Annotated in this window: 17 protein-coding genes; 6 read left to right on the forward strand and 11 right to left on the reverse strand. The window is 34.1% G+C overall.

The features are described 5' to 3' along the window. Positions 1-102: 102 nt before the first annotated feature. Entirely contained in the window at positions 103-1,098 is a 996-nt protein-coding gene (locus M1D73_RS24660) for an Rpn family recombination-promoting nuclease/putative transposase (protein ID WP_208755757.1), read from the forward strand. Positions 1,099-1,557: 459 nt separating this feature from the next. On the opposite strand, the gene M1D73_RS24665 is transcribed toward M1D73_RS24660, so the two are convergent. The 8 genes from M1D73_RS24665 to M1D73_RS24700 form a co-directional block, all read right to left on the reverse strand. Further along, entirely contained in the window at positions 1,558-3,462 is a 1,905-nt protein-coding gene (locus M1D73_RS24665; protein ID WP_000059440.1) for an ABC transporter permease, read from the reverse strand. Continuing rightward, the gene (locus M1D73_RS24670; RefSeq protein WP_000855633.1) at positions 3,449-4,219 is read right to left on the reverse strand and encodes an ABC transporter ATP-binding protein; all 771 of its coding nucleotides are present in this window, start codon (positions 4,217-4,219) and stop codon (positions 3,449-3,451) included. The genes M1D73_RS24665 and M1D73_RS24670 overlap by 14 nt, the downstream gene beginning before the upstream one ends. A 154-nt stretch (positions 4,220-4,373) precedes the next feature. Then, positions 4,374-4,553, reverse strand: a complete 180-nt coding sequence (locus M1D73_RS24675) for a hypothetical protein (RefSeq protein ID WP_000924676.1) — start codon at positions 4,551-4,553, stop codon at positions 4,374-4,376. Positions 4,554-4,629: 76 nt separating this feature from the next. Further along, entirely contained in the window at positions 4,630-4,977 is a 348-nt protein-coding gene (locus M1D73_RS24680; protein WP_000819386.1) for a YxeA family protein, read from the reverse strand. A gap of 170 nt (positions 4,978-5,147) precedes the next feature. After that, on the reverse strand, positions 5,148-5,747 hold the full coding sequence (locus M1D73_RS24685; protein ID WP_000418943.1) for a DedA family protein: 600 nt from the start codon (positions 5,745-5,747) through the stop codon (positions 5,148-5,150). Beyond that, the gene (locus M1D73_RS24690) at positions 5,747-6,325 is read right to left on the reverse strand and encodes a class I SAM-dependent methyltransferase (RefSeq protein WP_001176066.1); all 579 of its coding nucleotides are present in this window, start codon (positions 6,323-6,325) and stop codon (positions 5,747-5,749) included. Before M1D73_RS24690 ends, M1D73_RS24685 begins: the two co-directional genes overlap by 1 nt. Before the next feature lie 143 nt (positions 6,326-6,468). Further along, positions 6,469-8,418, reverse strand: coding sequence for an ABC transporter permease (locus tag M1D73_RS24695; RefSeq protein WP_000176152.1), 1,950 nt, complete (start codon positions 8,416-8,418; stop codon positions 6,469-6,471). Beyond that, positions 8,405-9,175 carry an ABC transporter ATP-binding protein gene (locus M1D73_RS24700; protein WP_000859655.1) on the reverse strand — a complete coding sequence of 257 codons (771 nt, stop codon included), beginning with the start codon at positions 9,173-9,175 and terminating at the stop codon, positions 8,405-8,407. Before M1D73_RS24700 ends, M1D73_RS24695 begins: the two co-directional genes overlap by 14 nt. 306 nt (positions 9,176-9,481) lie before the next feature. Here M1D73_RS24700 and M1D73_RS24705 point away from each other — a divergent pair, with 306 nt between their 5' ends. Then, a complete protein-coding gene (locus tag M1D73_RS24705; RefSeq protein WP_098212819.1) occupies positions 9,482-10,354 on the forward strand; it encodes an AraC family transcriptional regulator in 873 nt (290 codons plus the stop codon). A gap of 46 nt (positions 10,355-10,400) precedes the next feature. Here the strand turns inward: M1D73_RS24705 and M1D73_RS24710 are convergent, their stop codons facing one another. The 3 genes from M1D73_RS24710 to M1D73_RS24720 are packed head-to-tail and all read right to left on the reverse strand — an operon-like array spanning position 10,401 to position 11,958. After that, complete coding sequence (locus tag M1D73_RS24710; RefSeq protein WP_000820685.1) at positions 10,401-11,030, reverse strand: SdpI family protein; 630 nt, start codon at positions 11,028-11,030, stop codon at positions 10,401-10,403. Positions 11,031-11,053: 23 nt separating this feature from the next. Next, positions 11,054-11,689: an SdpI family protein gene (locus tag M1D73_RS24715; protein ID WP_121868474.1), complete on the reverse strand. Its 636-nt coding sequence runs from the start codon at positions 11,687-11,689 to the stop codon at positions 11,054-11,056. Beyond that, positions 11,686-11,958, reverse strand: a complete 273-nt coding sequence (locus tag M1D73_RS24720; protein ID WP_001070523.1) for an autorepressor SdpR family transcription factor — start codon at positions 11,956-11,958, stop codon at positions 11,686-11,688. Before M1D73_RS24720 ends, M1D73_RS24715 begins: the two co-directional genes overlap by 4 nt. 209 nt (positions 11,959-12,167) lie before the next feature. Between M1D73_RS24720 and M1D73_RS24725 the strand changes: the two genes are divergently transcribed. The 4 genes from M1D73_RS24725 to M1D73_RS24740 all read left to right on the forward strand — a co-directional run bounded on the left by M1D73_RS24725 (position 12,168) and on the right by M1D73_RS24740 (position 17,988). Then, positions 12,168-12,863, forward strand: coding sequence for a response regulator transcription factor (locus M1D73_RS24725; protein ID WP_000276738.1), 696 nt, complete (start codon positions 12,168-12,170; stop codon positions 12,861-12,863). A 2-nt stretch (positions 12,864-12,865) separates the two neighbouring features. Beyond that, positions 12,866-13,888, forward strand: coding sequence for a sensor histidine kinase (locus tag M1D73_RS24730; protein WP_121868473.1), 1,023 nt, complete (start codon positions 12,866-12,868; stop codon positions 13,886-13,888). Positions 13,889-13,982: 94 nt separating this feature from the next. Continuing rightward, positions 13,983-15,953 carry an FtsX-like permease family protein gene (locus M1D73_RS24735; protein WP_000145047.1) on the forward strand — a complete coding sequence of 657 codons (1,971 nt, stop codon included), beginning with the start codon at positions 13,983-13,985 and terminating at the stop codon, positions 15,951-15,953. Positions 15,954-16,032: 79 nt separating this feature from the next. Then, positions 16,033-17,988, forward strand: coding sequence for an ABC transporter permease (locus M1D73_RS24740; RefSeq protein ID WP_000145009.1), 1,956 nt, complete (start codon positions 16,033-16,035; stop codon positions 17,986-17,988). Positions 17,989-17,994: the final 6 nt, after the last annotated feature.

Raw genomic sequence — 17,994 nt, forward strand, 5'->3', positions numbered from 1 at the left:
TAAAACTACTAAAAAATAGAAGAATGGCTTGTTTGCATACTCTAGTTCTTTTTATGTACAATGAAGGAAAGAAGCACCTTCATATAAGGGAGAGGACAAACTTTGTTCAACCAACAGTTAGTTAATTTACGCATTGATTTTGCATTTAAACAATTGTTTGGTACGAATGGTAGCGAAGATATTCTAATTGCATTTTTAAATGCTATGTTACAAGAGTCTTTAGAGTCGCCCATTGCTTCTCTACAACTAGAAGATCCACATTTACACAGGGAATATGAAGAGGATAAGTTATCTATTTTAGACATTTCAGCGACATTAGACACAGGAACAAAAGTCAATGTAGAAATACAACTCAATAATAATCACGATATGGTTAAACGCAGTTTATATTATTGGGGAAGACTATACACATCTCAACTACAAAAAGGGATGCCCTACAGTGCACTTCACAAAACCATCACCATAAACTTACTAAACTTCGTAATGTTTTCGGAACACCCAGCCTTCCATACAACGAGCATATTATGGAATACACAACAAAAAAAAATCCTGAGTGAAGACATAGAAATCCGCATTATAGAAATTCCAAAGTTAACTGAACAATGGCATGAAGAAAAAGTAAATCCGTGGAAAGATCCATTTGTTCGTTGGCTTTTATTGCTTTCAGCAAATGAGGATGAGCACTTAACTAAACTATTGGAGGATATTGCTATGAACCAAGACCCTATTTTACAAAAAGCAATAAATAAATGGGAACGTATGAGTCAGGATTCTTCTTTCCGACAAGCCTATGACGCAAGGGAGAAAGTTTTAATGGATGAAGCAGCAAAATTCGCCCATGCAGAGACAGAAGGAATTAAAAGAGGAATGGAACAAGGAATTAAAAAAGGGCTTGAAAAGAGTATTGAAAAAGGCATTCAACAGGGCATTCAACAGGGCATTCAACAGGGCATTGAAAAAGGTCGAAAAGAGGGAGTCCAACAGGGGCAATTTCAAATGATTAAGAATATGTATGATCTTGGTATACCACTTGAAACGATTGCTAAGGCAAGTAAATTAAGTTTGCATGAGATTGAGCATATTTTAGGACATAAATAGTGATAAAAAAAGAGCTTGAATAGTTTCAAGCTCTTTTTTATCAACTCTCCTCGATATCATCCAATTGAGTCTTATAACATTTATCACACTCTGGACTCGTAGGAAGAATCCCTCTTTCATCAGGTAATAAAACCCTCAAAACTTCTCGATCCATCTCTGCGAAAGACTTCATAATAATGGGATATCTTTCTCTAAAAAGGTTAACATCCATACAGTTTTTCCTTTATCGTTCATCAGTAGCACTTTATGGTTTAACTTCCAAGCCACTTCACTAACATGATGAAACATCTTTGTTAATACGCCTTAATCAATTTCAAGCCAACCCATTCCCATAGAAAGAAATAACACTCCATTTAAATACCATTTTCATGCACACCTCATTTTAACTAAAAAAAGCGAAAGAGAACATAATTTTCACTACGCTCTCTTTCGCTTTTTCAAAAACTGTATACCTTATTTTCATTTACTAACAATCCTGAAATAAGAACGAACTGTTAAGCAATAATAACCAATATAAATAACACTATACACCCCGATGCTAATTAGTAACGGAACTGCAATTTCATACGGAATAACTGTCGCTAATCCTTTGAGCGCAAATAAAGTGTGTAATATACCAACTACTAAAGGAATAAAGAAGATAAATCTCATTTGCTTCGCAATGGCTTTTTTCATTTCTTTTTTCGTGACACCGAGTTTTCGAAGAACGATGTAACGTTCACGATCTGCATGTGCTTCTGTTAATTGTTTGAAATAAATAATAGAGCCTGTTGCAAGTAAAAATACAAGTCCTAAGAATATACCACTAAACATCATTAACCCTGACGTTTCAATACCGCTGCGGAATATTGTATAGAAGTCACTGAATTGCTCTCTTCCTTCTGCATCTTCTTCCGATATTACTTTCTTTAATTTCTCCGTTAACACTTTACTATTTCTTTCGTCTTTCACATCAATATTTTTCACAGTATGAGAGCCAATTGTCTTCTTTGCTTGCTCATACACTTCATCCGGAACGACAACTAGAAGTTCATATAAGTTTGTAATGTTTTTTGCTTGTACATCTTTCACTTGTACTGGTGCTACTTCTTCAATTGGGAATGTAGCTTTTCGATTTTTATATACGCCACTATCTCTCTTACCTTCACTGTACATGCCATCAAATGCATACAATTCGTTCTTCTTTAAATCTAGAGTTTCTTCATTTAAATATTTTGCGATTGTATTAAATGATGATTGCGCGATAAGTTCTGTTGTTCTTGATTGTAATGAAGTGCCATCACCGTATTCTCCTACTACTTTTACCGTCTCTAATTCATATTGATGAATGACTTCATTCTGTCCTTCTTTTAAAATCTCATTTACTTTACGATCTAATTCCATATCTTTCTTTTCATAAGAATAACTAACTGGATGATATTTCTTCGCCTGCATATATGTGTTGTAATACATCGTTACAGAAGTTCCAACCGCCGTTAACGTTACTGCGCTTAATACGGCAATTGTTGCTAACGATTTTGCATTTCCTTTAATGCGGTATAGTAACTGAGACGTCGTAACCATTTTCATTCCGTTATAAAATGCGGATTTTTTATTTCGCACTCTTTTTAATACAAAAACGGTAAAGAACATAAATAATAAATACGTTCCAAGTACTGTCGCTAATAAAATGTAAAGTGCAAGGGGCATAAAGTTATCACCGCTCACATTTTTAATAGCCGTTACTGACAAGAAATAACCTGATCCAATTAATAATAAAGAAATGAAAGCCATTATTTTCGAACCTTTTGGCATGACTTCGCCTTCGTTATCTGCACGGAATAGCTCGATTAACTTAAATTGATAAATAACGCGGTATCCTTTAAACGATGTGTATAAAATGATGAGACAAAAAATAACTGTTGTATCTATAACCGCTCCAACTGGTACTTCAAAATGAACATTTACATGTAGCTCTAACATATTTAAAAGTAGCTTTAGGAATCCTTTTGAAAGTAAACTACCAATTACAATTCCGATTACTAATGATAATAAACCCATTAACATATTTTCATAAAACAGCATTTTACCTATTTCTTTTTTTCGAATACCGAGTAAAGAATAAAGACCTATTTCTTTCTTACGCTTTCGTGTAAAGAAACCATTCGAATATATAATAAATATTGCAACGAAAATAATGAGCATTACGCTCGCAAGCTGGAATCCTCGTCCAATGTTATCTCCAGCTTCACTTATTTGTGAATTGTATTGCAACGCCTTAAACGTAAAATAAATGACGATGCTAAAAATCATGGAAGCAAAGTATATAAAATAATCTTTAAAATTTCGTTTTATATTACGAAGGGCGATGCTAGATAAGCTCATTTGCCGCACCCCCAGAGATTGAAGACATCATATCAATAATTTGTTGGAAGAACTGTTTTCTTGTCATCTCTTTGCGATGTAATTCTTTATATAACTTTCCATCTTTAATAAATACAACTCGTTTACAATAACTTGCCGCAAACGCATCATGCGTTACCATTAAAATCGTTACAAGATCTTTTTCATTTAATGTCTTCATACTTTCTAATAAATCCGTCGCTGACTTCGAATCAAGCGCACCAGTTGGCTCATCTCCAAAAATCATACTTGGATTTGTTACAATCGCTCTTGATGCCGCGCAGCGTTGTTTTTGTCCGCCTGAAGCTTCATACGGATACTGATTTAAAATATGATCTATCCCAAACTTCTTTGCAATCTCCTCAACGCGAGATTCTACTTCTCTCGCCTTCACCTTTGATAAAGCAAGTGGCAATGCAATATTTTCTCGCACTGTTAACGTATCTAATAAGTTATAATCTTGAAAAATAAATCCTAGATGATTACGGCGAAAAAGTGCCAATTCATCATCATTCATCTTCACAATATCTTTTCCATCAATTAAAATCTCACCTTTTGAAGCCGTATCAATAGTAGAAAGAACATTCAAAAGTGTCGTCTTACCAGAACCAGACGGTCCCATAATACCGACAAACTCTCCTTCTTTCACTTGCAGTTGAATATCTTTCAACGCTTCAAACGTATTCCCGCCTGTATCATATATTTTCGAAATCCCTTTCGCTTCTAACATTGTTTTCATCTATTTGTACCTCCTGTTATAATTCGTGATGTTCTCTTTAAGCAACAGAATTCAGTATAGATACATTTTCTTAACAAATAGTAATGGGGTTTCTTAATATTTTCTTAAAAAGAAAAATCCAAAATCATAAGAATTGATTTTGGATTTAATATAGTTAAAATATTAAATTACATTTCGAACAAAAAGGAGCCGAATTCCCTTTTCTAATTTTCGCATCACATTTTGGGCAATATACATATCGCTCTTCTATCATTTGTCGCTCTATCATATGTAAGGATACTATTCTCATACTGCACATAATCCCAATTAATATAAGGCTAACAATGAGTAGCATACCTCTCGCCCTCCCCCTTTATCATTTTACCATAAAATAACAAACCCGATTCTCTCATCTAGAACCGGGTTTATACTTACAATCCTAACTTCACCTTCGCGCCATCAGGAATTATTTCTTCATCTATTTGTACCTTATCGTGCACAGACTTTCCTCTCGTAATTACATGCCAGTAGGAACCTTTTTGTAATGTATCCACTCCATCAATTGTTATCTCTTTTTCGTTTCCATCCTTATCATATGTGTTCACTGTGTATGCACGGCCTTTATTTCCACCTAAATCTTTTCCATCGTTATCAATTACCGCATAACGATATTCTAATTTAAGAAACGGATTCATGGAATCTACTGTAGCACTCCCATTTAACAAATATGCCGCTCCTGCTATGATGACAAGTAATGATCCTAAAATAAATCTTTTCATCTATATTCCGCCTTTCATTATGTTTTTCTATAAGACCTTTCTAAGTATAGAGAGCATTTCTTAATAAAAACTCGTGCGGTTTCTTAACTTTTTCTTAATGTCACAGGGCTTTGCATCAGCACTTCGATAAATAAAGCCATATTAATAATAAAAGGAGGCTGCCGCCTCCTTTATTTACTCATCACTGTATTTCTTTTTTGTCTGTAAAAATAAAACACACTCACAATCAATGCAATACTCCCGCCAAAATACAAACCATACTCTATCGCAGCTGCTACAATCCTTTCAATATGTTGTCCAAATAAAGAACCGAGCACAAAATAAACGAGTGTCCAAACAAATCCTGTCGTATAGGAATACAAAGCATATATCCGAAATGACATGTTATTCATCCCAACTAAATACGGTACGATATGTCTTACAACTGGTATGAAATAGCTTGTAACTAACGCGTACTGTCCGTATTTATCAACCATTTCTTGTGATTTCATCAAATACTTCGCTTTTTTCTTTTTCATTAATTTATGGAGTACCTTCGTTCCAAAAACCTTCCCTAATATATATCCTAAAGAAAGCCCTGATACAACACCTAAATATGTTAATACGAATGAAGGAACAACACTTAATATACCTACTGAAGATACGAAACCACCACTCATAACAATCATTTCATCTGGAATTGGCATACCGATAATCCCTAACCATAAACAGAAAAATAAAGCCCAATAACCGTATTGTTCAATATAAGATAATAATTCATGTAATTCCATTATGCATATGCTCTCCTTAGTTCTTTTTTGCAACTAAAGACGTAGGCTGGCGGGAAATTAAGCCATACTTTTTCTAGTGTAATTTCAGGGAAGAAATGCTGTATAAACCCTTTTTTCACAAGTGAATATTGAAATGTAATGAACTCACCATTCTCATGTATCGCTTCCATCGCATTATTTAAAATGCGCTTTGAAACTTCTTCTGGTAAAGAAGTGAAAGGCAACCCTGATAAAACGTAATCAATGCATTCTATATTGTGCTCCCCCATATACTTCTTTATATTTTCAGCTGAACCGTGTACAACAATGACATTCTGCTCATCTTTAAACTTTCTTTTTAATTCTTTGAAAAATACTTCATTAATTTCAATAAGAAGAAATATCGTTTCCTTCTTTTTTCTCTTCATAATCTCTTTCGTAAAAACCCCTGTGCCAGGCCCTAACTCTACAATACATTTCGCTTTATTAAAATCAATTACATCAACCATTTTCTTTGCTAATATTTTTGAACTTGGCGCAATTGCACCAGTATGTTTTGGATGCTTTATAAATTCATGTAAAAATGTAATGAGCTGCATGTAAACCTCTCCTCATTCGTTCGATAGTTTTTAACTTGTGTCTAAGTATAACTATCGTTTCTTAATAAAAATTGAGGAAGTTTCTTAAGATTTTATGAAGAATAAAAAAAACAGCTATCGCGTGTAGCGATAGCTGCCCCTTATTACTTCGCACTCACGATCTTATAATAAGAACGAACCGTTAAGAAGTAATATCCAATATAGATGACACCGTATACTCCAATACTAATGAGAAGCGGAATCATAATTTCAAATGGTAATATATTTGATAAACCTTTTAGTGCAAATAAACTGTGTAAAATACCGATTACTAACGGAATAGCGAAGATAAAGCTTACTTGTTTTGCGATAGCTTTCTTCATTTCTTGCTTCGTTACACCAACTTTATGAAGGACAATGTAACGATCACGGTCAGCACTTGCTTCTGTTAATTGTTTAAAGTAAATGATTGAGCCTGTTGCTAATAGGAATACTAATCCTAAGAATAACCCAATAAACATCATTAAGCCTGTCGTTTCAAGCCCCATTTGGAATCCTGTATAGAAATCGTTAAATGGTTTTAAAACTTCTGATTCTCCAGCTGGCATAATGCTTGCTAATTTTGCTGTTAACTCTTTACTATTTCGCTCACCTTTTACATCAATATTTTTTACAGTACGCGTTTCGTTTACTTGTTTCACTTGCTCATATGTTTTATCAGGAACGACTACAAATAGTTCATTTAAATTTGTAAGGCTTCTATTATTTACACCTTTAATTTTTAATTCTTTTGACTCATTTCCAACAGGGAATACAGCTGTATTTCCTGTATAAAGAGGACCAAAATCAAGTTTCTCAATATATAAGCTATCATATACGAAAGCTTCATTCGCACTCAAATTTACAGGTTCTACATCTAAATGTTTCACATGTTTATTAAAGCTTGATTGAGAAATAAGCTGGTACTGATTCGTAACATTATAGTGTGTGTTCAGAACTTGATCAGCTCTTTCACCTTTAAATGTTCCTTTCACAGGAATCATTTCAACTTCTGATTCATATGTGACTGGGTGATTATTCTTCTCTCCAGCAAGTATTTCATTTACTTTTTTATCTAATGCTGCATCTTTTTTCTCATAGGAATAACTATACGGCGCAGCAACTTTTGATTGCGTAAATGTATTGTAATACATCGTAACTGACGTACCAACCGCTGTTAATGTAACTGCACTTAAAATAGCGATTGTCGCCAATGATTTCGCATTTCCTTTAATACGATATAGTAACTGCGATGTCGTTACCATATTCATACCATTATAAAATGCTGACTTATTATTTCTTGCACGTTTCAATACAAATACTGTGAAGAACATGAACAGTAAATAAGTCCCTGCTACTGTCGCTAATAAAATATATAATGCAACGACCATAAAGTCTGCATACATAACTGCTTTCATGTACATTAGCGCTAAAAAATAACCTGAACCGATTAAGAAAACTGAAATTAATGCCATGATGACAGATCCTTTTGGCATTGCTTCTCCTTCACGTTCTGCACGGAAAAGTTCAATTAACTTAAAGCGATAAATTAAACGATATCCTTGAAGTGATGTATATAAAATAATCACAAAGAAAATAATTGCTGTATCAATAATAGCAGCCATCGGTACTTCAAAATGAACATTTAAATTTAATCCCATCATATTTACTAATAACTCAAGGAATAATTTCGAAAGGACACTACCAATCGCAATCCCGATTACTAATGACATTAATCCCATTAACATATTTTCATAAAAGAGCATTTTACCAATTTGTCTTTTACGAATACCTAATAACGAATATAAGCCAACTTCTTTTTTACGTTTACGTGTAAAGAATCCGTTCGAATATATAATGAACACTGCTACGAAAATGATAAGCATCACACTGGAAACTTGGAACGCTCCGCTAATCTTTTTAGAAGCTTCTGCTGCTTTTTCCATTTGTGAATTATATTGCAGTGCTTTAAATGTAAAATAAATAACGATACTAAAAATCATAGATGCGAAATATACAAAGTAGTCTTTAAAGTTCCGCTGTATGTTGCGGAGGGCAATGCTAGATAAGGTCATCAGCCATACCTCCAGAAATAGAAGACATTACGTCAACAATTTTTTGGAAGAACTGTTTACGCGTTGATTCACCACGGTGCAATTCTTTATATAGTTCACCATCTTTAATGAAAATAACTCGTTTACAATAACTTGCTGCAAATGCATCATGCGTTACCATTAAAATTGTTGAGTTATCATATTCATTTAATGACTTCATACTTTCAAGTAAATCTGTTGCAGATTTAGAATCAAGCGCTCCAGTTGGCTCGTCCCCGAAAATCATACTTGGATTCGTAACGATTGCACGTGATGCTGCGCAGCGCTGCTTCTGTCCACCAGATACTTGATATGGGAACTGACTTAAAATATGATCAATGCCAAATTTCTTTGAGATTTCAAGAACGCGGCGATCAATCTCACTCGCTTTCACCTTTGATAACGCAAGTGGTAAAGCAATATTCTCTTTCACTGTTAACGTATCTAATAAGTTATAATCTTGGAAAATGAAGCCTAAATGATCGCGGCGGAATAATGCTAACTTATCATCATTCATTTTCACAATATCTTTTCCATCAATTAAAATTTCACCGTTCGTCGCATTATCAATTGTAGAAAGAACATTTAGTAAAGTCGTCTTACCAGAACCAGAAGGTCCCATAATTCCAACGAACTCACCTTCTTTTACTTGTAAGTTAATACCTTTTAACGCTGCAAATTTATTACCACCCGTGTCATATACTTTTTCAATATTTTTTGCTTCTAATACTGTTTTCATCTCGACATCCCTCATTTCTTCTATTCTCTATTTTCAACTATATACACTCTCTACTCTTGCCACTATCGATGTTTCTTACACAAACATGACAGTTATGTAAGGCACATAAGTAAAGAAATCAAAAAGTTAACGTAATGAATTAAAGTACTTTGTTACTATAACATTGGGATATCATACCATCCATTCATTCTCCTTACAGGAACATTACAATTTTGTAAGGTAAAAAATGCACCTACAAAGTTGTGCACGAAATGTCGGATGGAGCTATTTCGTTCCTGCTATTCTATGTACAGAGGAGGTCATAATATGGATTCACTTAAAAATATGAATGCTGCAATGCGCTATATTGAAGATAACCTTACGAATGAAATTGATTTTAAAGAAGTTGCGAGGCTAGCTCTTTGTTCTGAGTATCACTTTAAAAGAATGTTTTCGTTTTTAGCAGGTATATCACTATCTGATTATATTCGCTGTAGACGTCTTACTCTCGCTGCCTTTGAACTAAAAAACAGCAATGTAAAAGTCATTGATATCGCTATAAAATATGGATACAACTCACCAGATTCATTCGCTCGTGCATTTCAAAACTTGCACGGTATAACACCTTCAGAAGCCCGAAATAGTAGCCATTCTTTGAAGGCTTATTCACCAATGACCTTCCAATTATCCATTCAAGGAGGAAATGAAATGAATTATCGAATTGAAGAAAAAGAGCCATTTCGAATTATAGGTATTACAAAACGAGTACCAATCGTTTTTAACGGTGTAAATAAAGAAATTGCTTCTATGTGGAAAAGTTTAAACCCAGAGTCTATTCAAACATTAAAGTCCCTTTCGAACATTGAACCTACTGGAATTATTAGTGCTTCTACTAATTTTTCTGAAGGAAGAATGGAGGAAAAAGGAGAACTTGATTACTATATTGGAGTAGCCACAACAAAGGATTGTCCAGAGCAATTCGCGCAACTTGAAGTCGCAGCTTCAACATGGGCTATATTTGAAGCTGTCGGTCTATTTCCTGATGCATTACAAAATGTGTGGGGACGTATTTATTCTGAATGGTTCCCTTCTTCGAACTATGAACTAGCGGAAGGACCGGAAATATTGTGGAATGAACAGAAAGATATATCTTCTCCAAACTTTAAAAGTGAAATTTGGATACCGGTTTTGAAGAAGTGATAAAAAAAACAAAGCTGCTCTTCCCTAAAAGGAAAAGCAGCTTTATTTACATTTTCAACTCTTCTTTATAAATACTATATGACTTTATTGTTGATACGATAATACATATTAATATGATTCCAATCCCCATAAAAATATTAAATGGATCTGGAAGCAAAGCCCCGGCATATATACAAAGTGAACCTATTACAAATACCCTCGAAGCAAATCTATGTGTTTTTCTCCAAACTACAGGATTTTCTAATGTCCAGTCCATTCGAATGCCTACTAACCCGTTCGGCTTCGTTTGTTGCATGTAATTACCTAGTACAAGAAACAATGTTCCAAGTCCAAAATTAAATGCAATTGAGCCCGATGCAATATAATTAGACGCTGCTAATAGTGCAAATATGTTACATCCAAATCCGATAAAAAGAATGGCATAATTAATCGCTGAAAGAACTTTGGATTGCTGTGTAGACTTATCTTTTATGAATCCAAAAACTAGCCATATCATATAGAGCACTACCATACTACCTATCGAGAATGAACTTGCTTCTATTTTAGAAAAATATCCATCTACTACTCCTGCTGCATTATAATGGCGTGGAATTTGTTCTGGTAAATATGTCCATACAATATACCATCCAATTGCAATGCCAATAATTAAACTCCATGGTACTACGTGTCTTTTCATCCTCTCTCCCCCATAATTTTTTATTAGGCCCCTATTTCTTTTTTATAAGCAATATATGAATATCCCATCGTTAATCCTACTGCACCAATAATAATTCCAACCATTACGAAAGATTTCCACGCCACTGGTGCAAAAACACTTAAAATCATAATGATCCCCAATGCAACAAACACCTTTCCGCTAAAACGGTGCGTTTTTCTCCACACTTCTTCGTTACTTAATGTCCACGGTGTTTTTATACCTACAAAGTATTTTGGTTTACATTGTGGTAAATAGTTTCCGATGACTATAAATAAAATACCCACTAATAATTCCGGCACGCGATTAATGAATAAATTGTATCCTAATCCACTTGTAATAATATCTATATTCCCTACAAATAGTAGCAGTAGTATCCCGTTATTCATCATCATAAAAGCTTTAGAAAACTTCTCGTAGTTCGCTTTCTTTGGATCAATCTTTGGTAACACGTTTAGAAAAATATATAAAACAATCATAATTCCAACCATAGAAAGCATTCCATACAATTTAGAAGAATATCCATCTACTTTACCGCCGCTCCAATGCGTTGCAATTGTATCCGGTAAATGTGGCCAAGCAAACGCCCAAGCTAAACAAGTTATAACAATTAATAAGATTGCAAAAAGATGCTTTTTCATTTCCCCTCTTCCCCCTTATTCGTAAATGTAAACACCCAAGTCAATAAATCTTGAAAGACCGTTGTGTTTAAAGAGTACATAACGAATTGCCCTTTCTTTTCATCTTGAATAAGTTCAGCATTTTTAAGTGCATTTAAGTGGTGTGAAATACTTGGTTTTGTCATATTGAAATGTTCAGCAATCTCACCAGCGGTTAGATCGCCTTCTTTTAATAAGTCTAAAATTTTTCGCCTTGTTGGATCTGCTAATGCTTTGAATGCTTGATTCAATGTCTTTCTTCCTTTCGATAATTAGACATTTAGATATTTATCTAAATATTAAACCAATTACCGTTATTTGTCAATTTCATCCAGCGCCCTTTTTACTTTTCTCACTTTTAACCTATACTGTTTACTAGCTTATCTTTCAACATAATGAAAAGACTTGAAACACATGATACACTATAGCTACAATTGTTTTTTTGAGGAGGAATATACATATGTATAAAATTTTAATCGTTGAAGACGATCCAAATATTTCATCATTACTGCAATCTCACATTCAGAAGTACGGTTATGAGGCTGTGGTAGCGGAGAATTTCGATGATATTATGGAATCGTTTAACGCAGTGAAACCACATCTTGTTTTACTTGATGTAAACTTACCGAAATTCGATGGTTTCTACTGGTGCCGTCAAATTCGTCATGAATCTACTTGTCCAATTATTTTCATTTCAGCGCGTGCTGGTGAGATGGAACAAATTATGGCAATTGAAAGCGGTGCGGATGATTACATTACAAAACCATTCCACTACGACGTTGTAATGGCAAAAATTAAAGGACAATTACGCCGTATTTACGGTGATTATGCACCAAATATTTCTGAACGTATCGTTGAAGTAGAAGGTTTAAAACTATTCCCTGAACGTCCAGAAATTCATTTTGGATCTGAACAAGTTCTTTTAACGAAGAAAGAGGCAATTTTAGCAGAAATGTTATTATCTAAATTCCCTCGTACAGCGAGCCGTGAAGATTTATTAGCTGCGCTTTGGGATGACGAAAGTTTCGTTGAGGAAAATACATTAAACGTAAACATTACACGTCTTCGTAAAAAGTTTAATGAGCTTGGCATTGAGAACTCTATTGAAACAGTACGTGGACTTGGATATCGCTTTAACGCAACTTGGAGTGAATAAGCATGAAGCTATTTTTACGTGATCATTTTGCATTTTTTCTACTGTACGTATTAAACTTCGGTATCATTTTCGTTCTTTATGATGCAGTAGACGGATTTCAAAATAATAAATTTTACTTCGTCGTTTTAAGCCTATACTTATTTATTTGTTTCCTCGCTTATCGTTACGTTCGCAATCGTAGAATGTACCATAGATTAAGTGAGCAACCAGAAAAAATGGAAGATGCGTTTATTGAAAGAGCAACTGCTCCGATGCCTCACGGTGTCAATGAACTCGTACGTACGCAGTACCGTTTATTCCAAAAAGAACTACAATCGTATGAAGTAAAACAACAAGAACATCAATTATTCATTAACCATTGGGTACATCAAATGAAGACACCTGTTTCTGTTATGCAGCTTATGGTGCTAGAAATGGAAGACGAGCATTTAATTCCAAAGTTTAAAAAAGAATTAGAGCGTCTAAACCAAGGGCTTGATATGGCTTTATACATGGCTAGGTTAAATAACTTCCATGAAGATTTCCATGTCGAGACGATTTCATTAAAAGATACGGTAACAAAAAATATTAACGGATTAAAAGAACTATTCATTCGTAATGGTGTCTTCCCTGTTTTAGAAGTCCATTCTGATTTAAAAGTTGCTTCTGATGCGAAATGGCTAAAATTTATCATCTATCAGTTAATGACAAATGCTGTTCGTTACTCTGGGGAACGCGGAAAGAAAGTATTCTTATCTGCTTACCGAAACGGAAAAGATATTATTTTAGAAGTTCGCGATGAAGGTGTTGGTATTCCGCAAGAAGATATTCGAAGAGTATTTGAACCATTTTACACTGGGAAAAACGGTCGCGCGTTCGGAGAATCTACTGGTATGGGACTTTATATTGTAAGTAAAATTTGTGATTATTTAGGTCACTCTGCCAAACTAGATTCTGAAGTTGGTAAAGGAACGACGATTAAAATCATCTTCCACAACGCTGCAAATAATCAAGCAGAACATACGGAGAAGGTGACCGAAGCATGATCGTAACATATGCAAGCAAAATGTATGAGAACTCACTCTCATACATTTTTTGCAATACAACTACTTCTATATCTTCTAGCCGGAGGTATAATCTATGACATTTTGGCAATTTGCATTTAAAAACGTCACGCGCAACTCAAGAGCTTATTTTGCTTACTTTGTAAGTAGCTCCTTTTCCATTGCTGTGTTCTTTTCGTTTGCTGTTTACTTATTCCATCCGAAATTACAAAACTTTGACATGACCTCTGAAATTTCAGGATTAATGATATTTTCAGAAGTTATCATTGTCTTGTTCTCGTTCTTCTTTCTACTTTATTCAATCGGATCGTTTTTAAAAGTTCGGAAAAAGCAATTTGGTGTGTTAACCGTTTTAGGTATATCAAAAAAGCAATTACATCGGCTCATTTTCACTGAAAATATGTTAATTGGTATTTTATCTATCTTTTTCGGCATGCAGTTTGGACTTGTCTTCTCGCAGTTTTTCTTATTAGTAACAGCGAAAATTACACATCTACCAGGGATATATTTATATATCCCTACAAATGCTTTCATTTTAACAATGATTGTGTTTCTTGGTCTCTTTATCGTTGTATCTTCATTTACACCCATGCTAATTCGTACGAAAAAGACAGTAAACCTTTTAAAAACTAATGGTAGGAAACAAAAGGAAAGAAAACCATCCATATTTATCTCTCTATTTGGTGCTATCTGTTTATTAGGTGGTTATATTTTAGCTGGAAACCCTAAATATTTCTTCTCAATAAACTCGCAAGTAGGCGTTATATATATGGTTTCAAGTATTTTCGTCATTCCAACGCTCGTTACAATCGGAACATATTTTTTCTTTTCTCAAATTAGTTTCTTACTTATTTATATTTTAAAGAAAAGAAGAAAGTTTTATATGAAACGGATTAATATGCTGTGGATTTCGGATTTAGCAAGCCGCATCCGAACGAATATTAATATGCTGTTTATTGTAGCGATGCTATCTACAATTGCTTTCACAATGATTACGTTTCTATATGGAGTCGGAAAGTTTACAAAGCTAGAGGTTACGCGAAGTTCACCTTTTCCATTCTCTTATTTTTCTTATGACGCAAATCCTTTTGTGAATGATCATTTAAATTGGCTTGAACAACAATTACGAAAAGAGAATTTCTCTTATAAAAAAATAAAAGCTGATTTATATGAAACACCACTGAAAGAAGATGAAGGCATAACAGCTTATAATGACATATACGCAATAAAACAAAGTGACTATAATAAACTCGCAGCTTCCCTGCAAATGAAACAACTATTCATGAAAGATAATGAAGCATATGTCTTAACAGGTAGCGCTTATGTAACCTTATTCAGCGAATTTGAGCCAAGCTACAATAGAAAGTCTATTACACTTTCTAGTACAAATACGCAATTACAAGTAAAGGGCTATGAACAAGTAGGGGCCATTCCATCTAACTTTTCATACCAAACTTTAATTTTACCTGACGCTGTTGTAAACAACTTACCAAATACAACAAAACACGTAACAGCGTACAATTATAACGTACAAAATTGGGAAAAGACTTATGAAATTGCTGATGATTTTATGAAAAAAATACAAAGAGATCGACAGAAATTCCAATACGAAGGCCCTCTTATTCGCTCCTATGAATCAGCAGGTTCATTATACAGAATCACATCTGGTAGTGCCGCGTACTTCCTAATCGGGACATTCTTAGGTGTCATTTTCTTTATTGGAGCAGGGAGCGTTCTTTACTTCCGAATGTATACAGATTTAACGAACGAACAAGAAAAGTATGTAGCAATTTCAAAAATTGGGGTAACAGGTGCAGAGATGAAAAGATCTGCAACCATTCAACTTAGCATTTTATTTTTCGTTCCGTACGTTATGGCGTCCATTCATACAATGTTCGCAACAAAAATGCTTCAAGACGTAATTGCCTTATCACTATTCAAGGAAATTTCAGCTGTTCTTATTATTTTTGGCGTAGTTGAAATCGTCTTTTTCTTATTCATTCGTTCCTTTTACATGCAAAAGTTATCAGAGTATACAAATGGTTAAATTTTATGCATGTATTTAGTAGGGGGAAAGGGTATTTCTTATATCCTTTTCCTCTTCATCCTACTAGGAGGCTAGGCAAATGACATTTTGGCAGTTTGCATTTAAAAACGTGACGCGGAACGCCAGAGCTTATTTCGCCTATTTTGTAAGCAGTGCGTTCTCCATCGCAATCTTTTTCTCATTTGCAGTTTATTTATTTCATCCTAAATTGCATATGACAGACGTAAATTATTCTCTGAACATATTAATGACAATTTCAGAAGTTGTCATTGTGTTCTTTTCATTTTTCTTTTTACTGTATTCAATCGGGACGTTTTTAAAAGTACGAAAAAAACAGTTCGGGATTTTAACAGTACTTGGCATATCTCAAAAACAATTAAAGCGACTCATATTTATAGAAAATATGTTAATTGGTGCTCTTTCTATATTTTTTGGCATTCAACTTGGAGTTGTCTTTTCACAGTTCTTTTTATTAGTTACCGCCAAAATTACACACGTACCTGGTTTATATTTATATCCGCCTACAAGTGCTATCGTTTTAACTATCATCATCTTTCTTGGGCTCTTCATTCTCGTATCATCTTTTACACCGATGCTCATTCGTACGAGAAAAGCCGTACGTCTTTTAAAAGAAGGAACACAACAAAAAGAAAGAAAAGCATCCGTGCTCATCTCTCTATTTGGTGCGACGTGTTTAATATGTGGATATGCGTTAGCCGCAAATCCGTTGTATTTTATGTCGCTAGGTGACATCATTGGGCTTTTATATGCCGTCTCTAGTATATTTGTCATCCCATCGCTTATTGCAGCTGGAACATACTTTTTCTTTTCACAAATTAGTTTTTTACTTATTCGTATTTTAAAAACGCGAAGAACGTTTTATATGAAACGAATTAATATGCTTTGGATTTCGGATTTAGCAGCGCGCATTCGGACAAACATTAACATGCTCTTTATTGTAGCGATGCTATCAACACTCGCTTTTACAATGATTACATTCTTATACGGTTTTGGGAAATTTACAAAGTTTGATGCAATTAGACAAAACCCTTTCCCGTTTACGTATTTATCGCATACTGAAAATACATTAGCTGATGAACATTTAAACTGGTTAGAGCAGAAATTTAATGAAGGGCACTTTACTTATACAAAATTTAAAACGGATATATATGAGGTATCTTCAGCTGAAGATAACACGCAGCTCTATTACGCAATTAAACAAAGTGACTATAATGTACTTGCTAAAGCATTAAATTTGGAAAAACTCACGGTAAATAAGAATGAATCTTATATTCTTATGAAAGACTTAGATGATCAAGTTATTGGAACACTTCACAATGAAGAAAAGAAAAATACTCTTACACTTACTCAAAACAATTTACAACTACAAGTGAAAGAATATAAAAGTTATAGCCCATTCCCAAACAGCTTAATATACCAATTACTCATACTATCTGATGAAAATGTAGAAGCCTTATCCACAGTTTCCAAACAAATGAGTGTATATAACTTCAAAGTTACAGATTGGGAAAAAGCACATAATATCGGTTCATCGTTTATAACAAAAATCCATAACGATAATGCAGCAATTCAAGCAGAGCACCCACCTTTCCATGCAAGTGAAGCGAGCGATTCTCTATATAAGAAAAAACTAAATGTTGCCTCATTCTTCTTAATTGGTACTTTCTTAGGTGTTATTTTCTTTATCGGTGCTGGTAGTGTTCTTTACTTCCGAATGTATACAGATTTAACAAATGAGCAAGAAAAATATATAACGATTACGAAAATTGGCTTAACTGAGACTGAAATGAAACGTTCAGCGACAATTCAGCTTGCGATTCTTTTCTTCGTGCCTTACATTATGGCATCAATCCATACGATGTTTGCGACAAAGATGCTACAAGAAATATTACATCTCTCGTTCTTCGCTGAAATTACAGTCGTACTTATGATTTTTGGAACAGTTGAAATTTTATTTTTCCTTTTAATTCGTTCCTTTTATATGCAAAAATTATCACAACACATTAAGTTTTAAAAAGTA

The organism is Bacillus sp. PK3-067, assembly GCF_056738645.1.

What these genes read in the sequence shown, in the direction of transcription:
- M1D73_RS24670 (WP_000855633.1), bottom strand. Translation starts at nt 4,219, where the DNA reads ATGAAAACAATGTTAGAAGCGAAAGGGATTTCGAAAATATATGATACA.
- M1D73_RS24705 (WP_098212819.1), top strand. Translation starts at nt 9,482, where the DNA reads ATGGATTCACTTAAAAATATGAATGCTGCAATGCGCTATATTGAAGAT.
- M1D73_RS24740 (WP_000145009.1), top strand. Translation starts at nt 16,033, where the DNA reads ATGACATTTTGGCAGTTTGCATTTAAAAACGTGACGCGGAACGCCAGA.
- M1D73_RS24675 (WP_000924676.1), bottom strand. Translation starts at nt 4,553, where the DNA reads ATGCTACTCATTGTTAGCCTTATATTAATTGGGATTATGTGCAGTATG.
- M1D73_RS24695 (WP_000176152.1), bottom strand. Translation starts at nt 8,418, where the DNA reads ATGACCTTATCTAGCATTGCCCTCCGCAACATACAGCGGAACTTTAAA.
- M1D73_RS24700 (WP_000859655.1), bottom strand. Translation starts at nt 9,175, where the DNA reads ATGAAAACAGTATTAGAAGCAAAAAATATTGAAAAAGTATATGACACG.
- M1D73_RS24730 (WP_121868473.1), top strand. Translation starts at nt 12,866, where the DNA reads ATGAAGCTATTTTTACGTGATCATTTTGCATTTTTTCTACTGTACGTA.
- M1D73_RS24735 (WP_000145047.1), top strand. Translation starts at nt 13,983, where the DNA reads ATGACATTTTGGCAATTTGCATTTAAAAACGTCACGCGCAACTCAAGA.
- M1D73_RS24715 (WP_121868474.1), bottom strand. Translation starts at nt 11,689, where the DNA reads ATGAAAAAGCATCTTTTTGCAATCTTATTAATTGTTATAACTTGTTTA.
- M1D73_RS24680 (WP_000819386.1), bottom strand. Translation starts at nt 4,977, where the DNA reads ATGAAAAGATTTATTTTAGGATCATTACTTGTCATCATAGCAGGAGCG.
- M1D73_RS24725 (WP_000276738.1), top strand. Translation starts at nt 12,168, where the DNA reads ATGTATAAAATTTTAATCGTTGAAGACGATCCAAATATTTCATCATTA.
- M1D73_RS24665 (WP_000059440.1), bottom strand. Translation starts at nt 3,462, where the DNA reads ATGAGCTTATCTAGCATCGCCCTTCGTAATATAAAACGAAATTTTAAA.
- M1D73_RS24710 (WP_000820685.1), bottom strand. Translation starts at nt 11,030, where the DNA reads ATGAAAAGACACGTAGTACCATGGAGTTTAATTATTGGCATTGCAATT.
- M1D73_RS24690 (WP_001176066.1), bottom strand. Translation starts at nt 6,325, where the DNA reads ATGCAGCTCATTACATTTTTACATGAATTTATAAAGCATCCAAAACAT.
- M1D73_RS24685 (WP_000418943.1), bottom strand. Translation starts at nt 5,747, where the DNA reads ATGGAATTACATGAATTATTATCTTATATTGAACAATACGGTTATTGG.